The 13,916-nt window shown below is 70.0% G+C and carries 10 protein-coding genes; 5 read left to right on the forward strand and 5 right to left on the reverse strand.

Annotation, left to right across the window (positions count from 1 at the left end):
- From kynU to D588_RS0103400, 5 genes are all read left to right on the forward strand, one after another.
- Positions 1-664: kynureninase (kynU, locus tag D588_RS0103380; protein WP_017914975.1), on the forward strand; the 664-nt coding region annotated here is incomplete at its 5' end.
- Positions 665-710: 46 nt separating this feature from the next.
- Positions 711-2,075 carry an NAD(P)/FAD-dependent oxidoreductase gene (locus D588_RS0103385; protein WP_017914976.1) on the forward strand — a complete coding sequence of 455 codons (1,365 nt, stop codon included), beginning with the start codon at positions 711-713 and terminating at the stop codon, positions 2,073-2,075.
- 83 nt (positions 2,076-2,158) lie between these two features.
- Positions 2,159-3,598, forward strand: coding sequence for an exodeoxyribonuclease I (gene sbcB, locus D588_RS0103390; RefSeq protein WP_017914977.1), 1,440 nt, complete (start codon positions 2,159-2,161; stop codon positions 3,596-3,598).
- The gene (locus D588_RS0103395) at positions 3,595-4,281 is read left to right on the forward strand and encodes a DUF2461 domain-containing protein (protein ID WP_017914978.1); all 687 of its coding nucleotides are present in this window, start codon (positions 3,595-3,597) and stop codon (positions 4,279-4,281) included. Before sbcB ends, D588_RS0103395 begins: the two co-directional genes overlap by 4 nt.
- Before the next feature lie 108 nt (positions 4,282-4,389).
- Positions 4,390-4,926 (forward strand): DUF2939 domain-containing protein, encoded by a 537-nt coding sequence (locus D588_RS0103400; RefSeq protein ID WP_017914979.1) that lies wholly within the window; start codon positions 4,390-4,392, stop codon positions 4,924-4,926.
- 141 nt (positions 4,927-5,067) lie between these two features.
- Here D588_RS0103400 and D588_RS0103405 read toward each other — a convergent pair whose 3' ends face one another.
- The 5 genes from D588_RS0103405 to D588_RS0103425 form a co-directional block, all read right to left on the reverse strand.
- Positions 5,068-5,880 (reverse strand): fused MFS/spermidine synthase, encoded by an 813-nt coding sequence (locus tag D588_RS0103405; RefSeq protein WP_017914980.1) that lies wholly within the window; start codon positions 5,878-5,880, stop codon positions 5,068-5,070.
- The gene (locus tag D588_RS0103410; protein ID WP_017907609.1) at positions 5,877-6,842 is read right to left on the reverse strand and encodes a 5'-nucleotidase; all 966 of its coding nucleotides are present in this window, start codon (positions 6,840-6,842) and stop codon (positions 5,877-5,879) included. The genes D588_RS0103405 and D588_RS0103410 overlap by 4 nt, the downstream gene beginning before the upstream one ends.
- Before the next feature lie 135 nt (positions 6,843-6,977).
- Positions 6,978-7,748 carry an NAD kinase gene (locus tag D588_RS0103415; RefSeq protein WP_026143327.1) on the reverse strand — a complete coding sequence of 257 codons (771 nt, stop codon included), beginning with the start codon at positions 7,746-7,748 and terminating at the stop codon, positions 6,978-6,980.
- Between the two features lie 201 nt (positions 7,749-7,949).
- The gene (locus tag D588_RS0103420; RefSeq protein ID WP_017914981.1) at positions 7,950-8,576 is read right to left on the reverse strand and encodes a hypothetical protein; all 627 of its coding nucleotides are present in this window, start codon (positions 8,574-8,576) and stop codon (positions 7,950-7,952) included.
- A gap of 278 nt (positions 8,577-8,854) precedes the next feature.
- Complete coding sequence (locus D588_RS0103425; RefSeq protein WP_345775581.1) at positions 8,855-13,795, reverse strand: NAD-glutamate dehydrogenase domain-containing protein; 4,941 nt, start codon at positions 13,793-13,795, stop codon at positions 8,855-8,857.
- Positions 13,796-13,916: the final 121 nt, after the last annotated feature.

Here is a 13,916-nt window from a genome sequence, read left to right on the forward strand (position 1 = left end):
GGTGGCGCGGCTGGCGCGCGCGGCCGGCGCCGCGGTCGGCTTCGACCTGGCCCACGCGATCGGCAACGTGCCGCTGCACCTGCACGATGCCGCGCCGGACTTCGCGGTGTGGTGCCACTACAAGTATCTCAACGCCGGCCCCGGCGCGGTCGCCGGCGCCTTCGTGCACGAGCGCCACGGCCACGGCGAGACCCCGCGCTTCGCCGGCTGGTGGGGCCACGACAAGCGCACCCGTTTCCGCATGGCGCCCGAGTTCGTCGCCGCGCCCGGTGCCGACGGCTGGCAGCTGAGCAATCCGCCGATCCTGAGCATGGCCCCGCTGCGCGCCTCGCTGGACCTGTTCGAGCGCGCCGGGCTGGACGCGCTGCGGCAGAAATCGCAGCAACTGACCGGCTACCTGGAGACGCTGATCCGCGCGCGCCTGGCCGACACCCTGCGGATCATCACCCCGTCCGACCCGGCACAACGCGGCTGCCAGCTGTCGCTGCGCGTGGCCGGCGGCCGCGAGCGTGGCCGCGCCCTGTTCGAGTACCTGCAATCGGTCGGCGTGCTCGGCGACTGGCGCGAGCCGGACGTGATCCGGATCAGCCCAGTGCCGCTGTACAACCGCTACCGGGACATCTACCGCTTCGTCGAGGAAGTGGAAACCTGGGCCGGCGTCTGAGCCGACTTCTTCGCGCGGCCAGCCGCCGCGCCTTCCGGACACCGCATTGAACGCATCCCCCCGCAGCATCACCCTGATCGGCGCCGGCCTGGCCGGCTCCCTGCTCGCCATCCTGCTCTCGCGCCAGGGCTGGCAGGTCACCGTCTACGAGCGTCGTGGCGACCCGCGCGTGCACGATTACGAGCGCGGCCGCTCGATCAACCTGGCCCTGGCCGAACGCGGCCTGCACGTGCTGCGCCAGGCCGGCGCCGATGCCGCGGTGATGGCCAAGGCGGTGATGATGCGCGGGCGCATGGTGCATTTCGCCGACGGCCACCAGCAGCTGCAGCGCTATGGCCGCGACGACAGCGAGGTGATCTGGTCGGTGCACCGCAACAATCTCAACATCACCCTGCTGCAACTGGCCGAGCAGGCCGGCGCGCGCATCCACTTCTACCGGCGCCTGCACACGGTGGATTTCGATGCCGGCTATGCGCGTTTCATCGACGACCGCGACGACCAGCCGCACGACATCCGCTTCGACAGCATGATCGGCGCCGACGGCGCCGGCTCGGCGCTGCGCGCAGCGATGCAGCGCAAGGCGCCGATGGCCGAGCACATCGAGTTCCTCGACCATTCGTACAAGGAACTGGAGATCCCGCCCGGTGCCGACGGCGGCTTCCGCATCGAAGCCAACGCCCTGCATATCTGGCCGCGCGGTCACTACATGTGCATCGCCCTGCCCAACGATGAGGGCACCTTCACCGTCACCCTGTTCCTGCCCAACAAGGGCGAGCCCAGCTTCGCCACCGTGCGCAGCGGCGACGAGGCGCTGGCGCTGTTCGCGCGCGACTTCGCCGATGCGCTGCCGCTGATGCCGCAACTGGCCGAGCACTGGGAGCAGCATCCGCCGGGCCTGCTCGGCACGCTGCGCCTGGAGCGCTGGCACCTGGACGGCCGCGCGGTACTGCTGGGCGACGCCGCGCACGCGATGGTGCCGTTCCACGGGCAAGGCATGAACTGCGCGTTCGAGGATTGCGCGGCGCTGGCCGCGCACTTGCAGCGCGAGCCGGACCTGGCGCGCGCCTATGCCGCCTTCGAGGCCGAGCGCAAGCCCAACGCCGGCGCGATCCAGCAGATGGCGCTGGAGAACTACGTGGAAATGCGCGACCGCGTCGGCGACGCCGGCTTCCTGCTGCAGCGCGAACTCGGTCAGGCCCTGCAGGCGCGGCATCCGACCCGCTTCGTGCCGCACTACACCATGGTCACCTTCCTGCGCACGCCGTACGCGCAGGCGCTGGAACGCAGCGAAGTGCAGCGCGACATCCTGGTCCAGGCCACGCAGGGCCACAGCGACCTGTCGCGGATCGACTGGCACTGGCTGGAGGGCATCGTGCACGCGCGGCTGGCACCGCTGGAGGGGGCACATTGAACCGGCGTAGCCTATCCGGACACCCGCTCCTACAAGCGTCCCCACACTCCTAGCCTCGCCTGCCTCGCACCATTCGATTCGTCATGCCCGACAGCTTCCTCTTCTACGACCTGGAAACCTTCGGCGCCGATCCGCGGCGCACGCGCATCGCGCAGTTCGCCGCGGTGCGCACCGATGCCGAGCTCAACGTGATCGAGGAGCCGATCAGTTTCTTCGTCAAGCCCGCCGACGACCTGCTGCCCTCGCCGGTCGCCACCCTCATCACCGGCATCGCCCCACAGCAGGCCTTGCGCGAGGGCGTCAGCGAAGCCGAGGCGTTCGCACGCATCGCCGAGCAGATGGCGCGGCCGCAGACCTGCACCTTGGGCTACAACTCGCTGCGCTTCGACGACGAGTTCGTGCGCCACGGCCTGTTCCGCAACTTCTACGATCCCTACGAACGCGAGTGGCGCAACGGCAACTCGCGCTGGGATCTGCTGGACATGCTGCGGCTGATGCACGCGCTGCGCCCGGAGGGCATCGTCTGGCCGCAGCGCGAGGACGGCGCCACCTCGTTCAAGCTGGAGCAACTGGCATTGGCCAACGGCGTGCGCGACGGCGATGCGCACGAGGCGCTGTCCGACGTGTACGCCACCATCGGCATGGCCCGGCACTTCCGCCGCAGCCAGCCGCGGTTGTGGGAGTACGCGCTGAAGCTGCGCGACAAGCGCTTCTGCGGCAGCCTGCTCGATGCGGTGGCGATGCAGCCGGTGCTGCACGTGTCGATGCGCTATCCGGCCGCGCGCCTGTGCGCGGCGCCGGTGTTGCCGCTGGCGCGGCATCCGCGCATCGACAGCCGGGTGCTGGTGTTCGACCTGGAAGGCGACATCGAGCCGCTGCTGCGCTATTCGCCGGAACAGATCGCCGATCGCCTGTACACCCCGCAGGCCGACCTGCCCGAGGGCGAACAGCGTATCCCGCTCAAGGAAGTGCACCTGAACAAGGCGCCCGCACTGGTCGCCTGGGCGCACCTGCGCGAAGCGGATTTCGCCCGGCTGCGGCTGGACCCCGCGCAACTCCTGGCCAAGGCAGAGCGCCTGCGCGAAGCCGGCCCGGCGCTGGCGGAGAAGGTGCGGCGGGTGTTCGCCAGCGAGCGCGCAGCGGTGCCGGCCGATGTCGACGCGTCGCTGTACGACGGCTTCCTGGCCGATGGCGACAAGCGCACGATGGCCCAGGTCCGCGCCACCCCGCCGGCGCAACTGGCCGCGCTGGAAGGCCAGTTCCGCGATCCGCGCCTGCCCGAGCTGCTGTTCCGCTACCGCGCGCGCAACTGGCCGCAGAGCCTGTCCATCGCCGAGCAGGCGCGCTGGGACGACTACCGGCGGCAGCGCCTGCAGCAGGACAGCGGCCTGTCCGAACTGAGCTTCGACGCCTTCTACGCGGAACTGGCCGGTTTACGCCTGGCTCACCCGCAGGATGCTACCAAGCAAACCCTGCTCGACCAGTTGGCCGCCTGGGGCCACGACCTGCAACGCAGCCTATGACCAGCTATTTCAGCGACGCCAGCTTTAAGTTCCTGCGTGCCCTGGCACGGCACAACGACAAGGCCTGGTTCAACGACAACCGGCACAAGTACGAAGAACACGTTCGCCAGCCGTTCCTGCGCCTGATCACCGACCTGCAGCCGGACCTGGCCCAGGTCAGCGAGCACTTCCGCGCCGACCCGCGCGGCGTCGGCGGCTCGCTGTTCCGCATCCACCGCGACGCGCGCTTCTCCCACGACAAGTCGCCGTACAAGACCTGGCAGGGTGCGCGCCTGTTCCACGAGCGGCGCAAGCAGGTGCCGGCGCCCTCGTTCTACATCCACCTGCAGCCGGGCGAGAGCTTCGTCGGCGCCGGGCTGTGGCATCCGGAACCGGACACGCAGCGCAAGGTGCGCCAGTTCATCTTCGACAATCCCGGCAGTTGGAAGGCCGCTGCGCATGCGCCGGCACTGCGGCGCCGCTTCGATTTCGAGGAAAGCGAGATGCTGGTGCGGCCGCCGCGCGGCTTCCCGGCCGACTTCGAGTGCATCGACGACCTCAAGCACAAGAACTGGGTGTTCTGGCGCCAGCTCGACGACGCGACCATGACCGGGCCGCGGCTGCGCACGCAGATCGCCGCCGACCTGCAGACGCTGGGCCCGTTCGTGGACTATCTGTGCGCGGCGCTGGACCTGGAGTTCTAGAACGGCAGTGCTTCCCCGTCGGAGCGGCTTCAGCGGCGACAGGCATTCCCGGTCACGCGTCGCGGCTAATCCGGTCCTGCAGAACGCCCACACGCGAGGAGACATCCGATGAAGAAATGGCTGGCCTTGCTGTTCCTCGCCCTGCTCGCCCTCGGCGGCTACGTCGTCGCTGGGCCGTACCTGGCCATCCGCGGCATCGACCAGGCGCTGCGCGAGCGCGATGCCGCGGCACTGGAGCGCTACGTCGACTTTCCCACGCTGCGGGTCAACCTCAAGGCCCAGGTGGACGATGCGCTGGTGCGCCGCGCCGGCCCCGACCTGCAGTCCAGCCTGTTCGGCGGGGCGCTGCTGTCGCTGGCCGGCGGCCTCGGCGGCATGAGCGTGGATGCGATGGTCACCCCGACCGGCATCGGCGCGCTGATGCAGGGCGACGCGCTGTGGAAACGCGCCAGCGGCGACACCGTCGGCGGCGATACCTACGCCGCGCCGCGCCCGCCACAACCACTGCGCCAGGCCGAGCACCGCTTCGAATCGACCACGCGCTTCGTCGCCACCGTGCACACCGCCGACGGTACCGCCGTACCCTTCGTATTCACCCGTGAGGGCCTGCGCTGGAAGCTCAGCAACATCCTGTTGCCGTTGTAGGGCGACTTGCCATCGTCCTGGCGCGTGGTGTCGCCCGGGACCGCATGCATTGTCTCCCCCGGTCGTGCTTGCACCGGCGGCGGCATGGCGTGGACTGAACCGTCTGGCCGACGCAGCCATCGCCCGACAGCGCAGCCCCGGCTAACGCACCCCGTCCGCCCCCGTCCTGCCCGCCATCGCCTGCTGCACGCGCCGGAACGGCATGCGCAGTTGCCAACGCGCCGACCACGGCAGGCGGGCCAAGGCCGCGTGCGCGTCCAGCGCCGGCAGCGCACCGGTCCAGGCGAACACCACCTGGTTGTCCATCTGTGGCTCGTCCAGGCGCAGCACGCGGCCGCCGAACAGCGCGCGCAGATGCGCCAGGTGGCGGCGCGTGTCGGTGTCGTACAGGTTCACCGCCAGTACCCCGCCCGGGGCCAGCGCCGCGTGGCAGTCCTCGTAGAAGCCGCGGCTGAGCAGCGCGGCCGGGATGCCGTCGGCGTCGTAGGCGTCGAGCAGCAGCAGGTCGTAGCGGTCGCGCCGTTGCCGCAGCAACCGCGCGCCGTCGCCGTGCACGGCCTCGAAGCGCGCATCGTCGTCCGGGATGCGGAACGCCGCGCGCAAGGCCAGCACGTCGGCGTCGGCCTCGATCGCCTCGATCCGCGCCTGCGGCAGGTGCCGATAGCAGAACTTGGCCTGCGAACCGCCGCCGAGGCCGACGATGCCGATCCGCCGCGGGTCCGGGCGCAGCAACAGTGCGGCGAGCATGCTGCGGGTGTAGCCCACCTGCAGCACGTCCGGCCACCAGGTGTACATGCGGCTCTGGGTCACCTCGCCCTTGAACTGCAGGCTTGTGTAGCGCCAGCCGTGGCGCACGTAAGGCCGCCCGGGACGCAGGTCGGCAGGCGCATCCGCTCCTTGCCGCAGCAAGCGGCGCAGCGCGGCCCAGCGGCCGCCGCCGGGCGCCGCACTCACGGCTTGGCGATGTCGTTGGCGACCCCGTGCGGCACATGCCCGGCGGCGACGCGCTCGCGGGCGGCGCTGTCGATGTTGTGCTGCGAATCGTCGAAGAAGATGTCCGCGCCGAAGGCCTGCAGGAACGGCCCCTTGTGGCGGCCGCCGAGGAACAGCGCCTCGTCCAGGCGCACGCCCCATTCGCGCAGGGTGCGGATCACCCGCTCGTGCGCCGGCGCCGAGCGTGCGGTGACCAGCGCGGTACGGATCGGCGAGGCTTCGCCGGCCGGGAACGCGGACTGCAGCGCATGCAGCGCCGACAGGAAATTGCGGAACGGCCCGCCGGTCAGCGGCTCGCGCGCGTTCTCGCGCTCGTAGCGGCCGAACGCTTCCACGCCCTGCTCGCGCGAGAAGCGCTCGCCCTCGTCGCCGAAGATCACCGCATCGCCGTCGAAGGCGATGCGCAGCTGCGTGGACAGGCGGTCGGCATCGATCGCGCCGGCGGCGGCGGCGGCTTCCTGCGCATGCTCGCCGGGCGGCTTGGGCAGGATGGTCGCCGCGGCGATGCCATGGCTGAGCGCGCGCCGCACCGACTCCGGATTGGCCGAGAGGAACAGATCGGTGCCGAACGGCTTGACGTAGGGCCAGGTCGCCTCGCCGGAGGTGAAGGTGGCACGCACGATGCCCAGCCCGTAGTGCTGGATCGAATTGAAGATGCGCAGCCCGGTGTCGGCGGAATTGCGCGAGAGCAGGATCACCTCCACCGGCGGCGTCTCCGGCGGCGTGCCCTGGTTCAGCGCCAGCAGCTTGCGCACCACCGGAAACGCCACCCCGGGCGCCAGCACATCGTCCTCGCGCTCGCGCTGATACGCGCTGTACGCCTCCACCCCCTCCCGCTCGAACAGGGCATGGCCCTCTTCCAGATCGAACAGGGCGCGCGAGGTGACCGCGACGGTGAGCAGACGTGGGGAGTTGTCGGACATTTTGGGCTGGGACTGGGGAATCGGGAATGGGGAATAGGGAAAAGCGGCTTGCGGGCGTGGAAGTTATCCAGGGAAAGGGAATTGTCAGGAAACCGCTCTTGCGATTCCCCATTCCCGATTCCCCACTCCCCGCCCCTACACCATAAATTGCTCGCTCAAGATCCGCTCCTCCAGATTGTGCTCCGGATCGAACAGCAGGGTGACCAGGCGGTCGCGGGATTCGCGGATGGTGACTTCGACCACGTCGCGGGTCTCGTGCGAGTCGGCGGTGACGCTGACCGGGCGCTTGTACGGATCCAGCACGCGGAAGCGCACCTCGATGTCGGCCTTGAGGATCGCGCCGCGCCAGCGCCGCGGCCGGTACGGCGCGATCGGGGTCAGCGCCAGGGTGTGCGAGCCCAGCGGCAGGATCGGTCCGTGCGCGGAGGAGTTGTAGGCGGTGCTGCCGGCCGGGGTCGACACCAGTACGCCGTCGCAGATCAGTTCGTCGACCCGGGTCTGACCGTTGAGATCGATGCTCACGTGCGCGGCCTGACGGGTCTGCCGCAGCAGCGAGACCTCGTTGTAGGCCAGCGAGCCGGTGGTGGCGCCGGATTCGGTCTGCGCCAGCATTTCCAGCGGGCGCAGCTTGGCCGGCTCGGCCAGGGCCAGGCGCGCGACCAGGTCGTCGTCGCGGAACTGGTTCATCAGGAAGCCGACCGTGCCCAGCTTCATGCCGAACACCGGCTTGCCCAGGCTGCCGTGGCGATGCAGGGTCTGCAGCATGAAGCCGTCGCCGCCGAGCGCGCACAGCACATCGGCATCGGCCGGCTCGCAATCGCCGTAGCGCCCGACCAGTTGGGTACGCGCGTGCTGCGCCTCCGGCGCGACGCTGGCGAGGAAACAGATGCGGGGCGAGGACGGCAGGACGGAAGCATTCATGGCCCCGATCATACCCGGGGCGCCATGACCGGCGCGCGGCGGCGAACCGGCGGCACGCGCTTGCAGCCGAGACAGCGGCCAATCCGCGGCAGTTGCATGCCGCGTCCGCACCGCGCTGTGATGGGACCTGCCGCGACAGCCATTGCAGGCCGGTGCCCGGTACCGGGCCGAGTCGCTCCGCCCGCCTTATCTGCCGGACACGAAGTCGCGGCACGCAGTCTCCGTCGCCTGCTCCTGCATCGCCTGGCGCACCGATGCCGGCACCAGCGGGCCCAGATGCTCCCGCACCTGCTGCGCCAGTTCCACCGACCGGATCTCGCCCATCCCCTCCTGCGTGCGCGCATCGGCCAGGCACAGCCAATACCAGGCGCGCGCCAGATCCCGGCACGCTTCCGGGCCGCAGGCCTGGATCCAGGCCAGTTCGGGTTCCCAGCCGGCACCCGAGCACCAGCCGGGGCGGCTCCATTCGGCCAGCAGCGCGGCATGGTCCGGGATGATGCCCACGCCCAGGAAGCGACGGCGGCCGTACGCGCGCATGGCCACGCTGCAGCCACGGATGTCCAGCCAGGTGCGCGCATAGACCGCACGCTTCAGTGCCGCCAGTGCCGCGGCCTGCTCGCCGTTGGCGTCCAACTGCAGAAACAGCGCATACGCGGCATCGCCCACCGATTTCCTGGCAAGTGCACGCAAGCGTCGCAGGTCGCCCTGCCGTGCCTGCTGCAGCGCACGCTGCAGCCGCAGCTCCAGCGGAGGCTGCAGTGCCAGGAAGACGATCAACAACAGGAGCACCGCGGGGATGGCCAGGTACAGCATGTACGCCTCGAAATGCGGCGCTGCAGCCGTGTGCTCGCCCGATGGCGCGGATCGTATCAGCGCGGGCTGTCAGAATCCCGCGGCCTTGCATGACGCGGTCGGTCGCCGCAGCGGTGCGCCGCCGGCCTGGCTCCAACGGAGAACGTGAGGCGAGCGCGGATCCCCGCCAAGGACGCGTGACAGCAATCGCCTGCCACGCGCCATGCGTCACCATCGGGCGACGCGGTACCGCAGTGGGCCAGGCCCGCACGCGCGGGCCTGGCCATCGGCGCGATCTGTCAGACGCCGTGCGCCGCCAGCTGGCCGAGTCGCTGCACCGCCACCGACACCGTCGGGTAGTCCAGCGTCTTCTGCGCAGCCAGTTCCTGCAGCATGCTCAGGGTGAAGCGCAGGCTGCTGTCGTCGCGCTGCAGCCAGTGCTGCACCTTGGCCTCGGCGGTGCCGCCCGGCAGGCTCAGCGCCTGGCCGGCCAGCACGCCGTGGTGCTTGGCCAGTTCGTCGCGCAGCACGCCGCGGGCCACCGCATGCCAACGGCCGTTGACCTCCAGCGCGTCGATCTGCTCGAACAGCCACGGCAACTGCAGCGCCTCGCCGAGGCGGAAGTGCACCTTCGACACCTCCACCGGCTTGAGCTTGCGGGTGCGCGCCATCTCGATGATGTCGAAAGCCGGCTCCAGGAAGCGCAGTTCCGACAGCTGCTGGGCGAGCGCCGGCGGCAGGCCCTTGTCCTGCCACTCCTGCACCAGCGCCTCGTAGCGCGGACGCTGCGAATCGGGCAGCACGCCGGAGGCGACGCGGATGTCGTTGAACGGCTCGTAGTAGCGCTCCACCGCCGCGGTGATGCCCGGCATCGGGCCCGGGCGGAACAGCAGCCAGCGCACGAAGGCGCGCTGCAGCGTCCAGATCACCTCCAGCGCATCGATCTGCACCGACTCGGGCACCTTGCCGTCCAGCGCGTCGATCTGCGTCCACAGCGCGCGCGCATCCAGCGTCTCGCGGCTGATGGTGTAGGCCTTGGCGACCTCGGCGATGCTGCGGCCGGTGTCTTCCTGCATGCGCATCAGGAAGGTGGCGCCCATCCGGTTGATGGTGGTGTTGGTCACCGCGGTGGCGATGATCTCGCGCTTGAGGCGGTGCCGCTCCATCGCGTCGGCGTACTTCTTCTGCAGCGGCTGCGGGAAGTAGCGCTGCAGTTCCTTGGACAGGTACGGGTCCTCGGGGATGTCCGACTCCAGCAGCTGCTGGAACGCCACCAGCTTGGAATAGGACAGCAGCACCGCCAGTTCCGGCCGGGTCAGCCCCTGGCCACGCGCCTTGCGCGCGGAGATCTCCGCGTCCGAGGGCAGGTATTCGATCTGCCGGTCGAGCAGGCCCTGCGCCTCCAGGGTGCGGATGAAGTGCTGCTTGGAGCCCAGGCGGGTGACGCTCATCCGCTCCATCAGGCTCAGCGCCTGGTTCTGGCGGATGTTGTCCCACAGCACCAGCTCGGCCACTTCGTCGGTCATCGACGCCAGCAGCTTGTTGCGCGCGTCCAGGGTCAGCTTCTTGGCCTGCACCACGTCGTTGAGCAGGATCTTGATGTTGACCTCGTGGTCGGAGGTGTCCACGCCGGCCGAGTTGTCGATGAAGTCGGTGTTGAGCAGCACCCCGACCTGCGCGGCCTCGATGCGGCCGAGCTGGGTCAGGCCGAGGTTGCCGCCCTCGCCCACCACCTTGCAGCGCAGCTCGCCGCCGTTGACGCGCAGGCCGTTGTTGGCGCGGTCGCCGACGTCGCCATGGGTCTCGCTGGCGGCCTTGACGTAGGTGCCGATGCCGCCGTTCCAGAACAGGTCCACCGGCGCCTTGAGGATGGCGTTCATCAGGTCGTTCGGCGAGAGCTGCTTGACGCCCGGCTCCAGGCCCAGCGCCTCGCGCACCGGCGCGCTGATCTCGATCGACTTGAGCGTGCGCGGGTAGATGCCGCCGCCGGCGCTGATCAGCTTGGCGTCGTAGTCGGCCCAGCTGGAGCGCGGCAGCTTGAACAGGCGCTCGCGCTCGGCGAAGGACGCCGCCGCGTCCGGGTTCGGGTCGAGGAAGATGTGGCGGTGGTCGAACGCGGCCAGCAGGCGGATGTGGCGCGACAGCAGCATGCCGTTGCCGAACACGTCGCCGGACATGTCGCCGATGCCCACGCAGGTGAAGTCCTCGCTCTGGCAGTCGCGGCCCAGCGCGCGGAAGTGGCGCTTGACCGACTCCCAGGCGCCGCGCGCGGTGATGCCCATGCCCTTGTGGTCGTAGCCGACCGAGCCGCCGGAGGCGAACGCGTCGCCCAGCCAGAAGCCGTGGTCCAGCGCCAGGCCGTTGGCGATGTCGGAGAAGGTGGCCGTGCCCTTGTCGGCGGCGACCACCAGGTACGGATCGTCCTGGTCGTGGCGCACCACCTGCGGCGGCGGCACGATCTTGCCGCCGACGATGTTGTCGGTGATGTCCAGCAGGCCCTGGATGAACAGCTTGTAGCAGGCGATGCCTTCGGCCAGCACCGCGTCGCGGTCGCCGCCGACCGGCGGGCGCTTGCAGAAGAAGCCGCCCTTGGCGCCGACCGGCACGATCACCGTGTTCTTGACCATCTGCGCCTTGACCAGGCCCAGCACCTCGGTGCGGAAGTCCTCGCGCCGGTCGGACCAGCGCAGGCCGCCACGCGCCACCGCGCCGAAGCGCAGGTGCACGCCTTCCACGCGCGGGCCGTACACGAAGATCTCGCGGTACGGACGCGGCTTGGGCAGGTCCGGCACCTTGGCCGAATCCAGCTTGAAGCTGATGCAGTGACCCAGCCCGCCATCGGCGGTGCGCTGGTAGTGGCTGGTGCGCAGGGTCGCCTCGATCACGCCCTTGAAGCTGCGCAGGATGCGGTCCTCATCGAGGCTCGCCACTTGGTCGAACAGCTTCAGCAACGCGGCCGAGACCGCCTCCAGCTGCGCGTCGCGGCTGCCGCTGCGCGCATCGATCACCGGCTGCAGCGCCTTCAGCGCCGCGGCATCGTCCTTGGCCAGCAGATGCAGTTGCGCCGTCAGCGCGGCCTGTCCCTCGACGATCTGCGCCTTGCTCTCGTTGCCGGTGGCCGGATCGAAGCGCGCCTCGAACAGCTCCACCAGCAGCCGCGCCAGCAGCGGATAGCGATTGCAGGTCTCTTCCACGTAAGCCTGCGAGAACGGCACGCCGGTCTGCAGCAGGTATTTGCAGTAGCCGCGCAGCACCGCGACCTGGCGCCAGCTCAGGCTGGCACCGACGATCAGGCGGTTGAAGCCGTCGTTCTCGGCGTCGCCGCGCCAGATCCGCACGAACGCCTCGCACAGCGGCGCGTCGGCCGCGGCCACATCGATGCTGCCGGCCAGCGGCTCGACCTCGAAGTCCTGGATGGACAGCGCGGTGCCGTCGACCACCAGCCGGTACGGACGCTCGGAGATCACCCGCAGGCCCAGGTTCTCCATCATCGGCAGCACGTCCGACAGCGGCAGGTCGTCGTGCTGGCGGTACAGCTTCAGGCGCAGGCTGTCGGCGCCGTCGCGGCGCAGCGCCTGCAGGCTCAGGTGCAGGTCTTCCGGACCGCGCAGCGCGGCCAGGCGCTCGACGTCGCGCGCGGCGATCTGCGCGGTCGACTCCTCGATGTAGCCGGCCGGCAGCGCGCGGCCGTAGCCGGCGGCCAGGCGCAGGCCATCGCGCTCGCCGCAGCTGGCCACCAGCGCCTCGCGCAGGTCGTCGTGCCAGTTGCGCAGCAGGTGCGCCAGGCGCGATTCCAGTTCGGTGGTGTCGAACTCCAGCGCCTCGCCGGGCTTGGGCCGCACGATCATGTGCAGCTGCGCCAGCGGCGATTCGCCCAGCACCACGTTGGAATCGATGTACTCGCCGTGCAGCGCGTCCTTCAGCAAGGCCTCGATGCGCAGGCGCACGTCGGTGTTGAAACGCTCGCGCGGGATGTACACCAGCGCGGAAATGAAGCGGCCGTACTTGTCGCGGCGCAGGAACAGGCGGCTGCGCACCCGCTCCTGCAGGCCCAGAATGCCCATCGCGGTGCGGTACAGCTCTTCCTCGTTGGACTGGAACAGCTCCTCGCGCGGCAGCGTCTCCAGGATATGGCGCAGCGCCTTGCCGCTGTGGCTGCTCGGGGTCAGTTCGGACTTGCGCATCACGTAGTCGAAGCGCTCGCGCACCAGCGGGATCTCCCACGGGCGGCGGTTGTAGGCGCTGGAGGTGAACAGGCCGAGGAAGCGCTGTTCGGCGACGATGCGGCCCTTGGCGTCGAATTCCAGCACGCCGATGTAGTCCATGTAGCCGCTGCGGTGCACCCGCGAGCGCGCATTGGTTTTGGTCAGGATCAGCGCTTCCTTGGTGCCGGACTCGCTGAGGCCGTGTGCGGCCAGCGTGCGCACCGGCCGCGCCGGCGACTTGTCCTGCCCGCGCAGCAGGCCCAGGCCGCTGTCTTCCAGCGGCGCCAGCACGTCTTCGCCGCCCTGCTTCTCCACGCGGTATTCGCGGTAGCCGAAGAAGGTGAAATGGTCGGCCGCGGCCCAGCGCAGGAATTCCTGCGCCTCGCGCCGGCCCTTGTCGTCCACCGGCAGGCGCCGCGTGGTCAGGTCGTCGGCCAGCGCCAGCATCTTCTCGCGCATGCCGCCCCAGTCGCGCACGATGTTGCGCACCTCGCCGAGGATGCGCCGGATCGCCGCTTCCACCTGCGCCATGTCTTCCGGCGGCTGGCGGTCGATCTCCAGCGCCATCAGCGATTCCGCCTTGCCCTCGCCCACGTTCTCCAGCGTGCCGCCCTTGTCGCGCTGCATGCGCAGCACCGGGTGGCCGAGCACGTGCACGCCGATGCCAAGCTCCGCCAGCGCCATGCTCACCGAGTCGACCAGGAACGGCATGTCGTCGTTGACGATCTGCAGCACCGTGTGCGAGGACTCCCAGCCGTCGTCCTTCAGGTTCGGGTTGAACACCCGCACGTTGACCGTGCCCGGCTTGCGCTTGCGTGCGAACTCCAGCATCGACGCGGCCAGCGCCGCCCACTCCTGCGCGCTGTGGTGGGGGAACTCGTCCTCCTCCATGCGCTTGTAGAACTCCTCGGCGAAGGTCTGCGCCTCCTCCTGGCGCGCGGCCGGGTAGCGCTTGCGCAGCGCCGCGAACACCGAGGCCAGGCTGAAGGCGCTGGCGGCCGGCGCCGCGTCGATCACCTTGGCGGTCGCCGGCACGGTCGCGGCCAGCCTGGGCGGCGTCGCGGCCTTGCGCGGGGCGGCGGCCTTGGCCGCAGGCTTGGCGGCCGCCTTGGTCTTGGCAGGCGCCTTGGCCGGCTTGGTGGCGGACGGGGTCGCG

This window comes from Xanthomonas sp. SHU 308, assembly GCF_000364645.1.
Classification (GTDB): domain Bacteria; phylum Pseudomonadota; class Gammaproteobacteria; order Xanthomonadales; family Xanthomonadaceae; genus Xanthomonas_A; species Xanthomonas_A sontii.

Coding starts and splice junctions, on each gene's coding strand:
- sbcB (WP_017914977.1), top strand. CDS start 2,159: ATGCCCGACAGCTTCCTCTTCTACGACCTGGAAACCTTCGGCGCCGAT.
- D588_RS0103400 (WP_017914979.1), top strand. CDS start 4,390: ATGAAGAAATGGCTGGCCTTGCTGTTCCTCGCCCTGCTCGCCCTCGGC.
- D588_RS0103420 (WP_017914981.1), bottom strand. CDS start 8,576: ATGCTGTACCTGGCCATCCCCGCGGTGCTCCTGTTGTTGATCGTCTTC.
- D588_RS0103410 (WP_017907609.1), bottom strand. CDS start 6,842: ATGTCCGACAACTCCCCACGTCTGCTCACCGTCGCGGTCACCTCGCGC.
- D588_RS0103395 (WP_017914978.1), top strand. CDS start 3,595: ATGACCAGCTATTTCAGCGACGCCAGCTTTAAGTTCCTGCGTGCCCTG.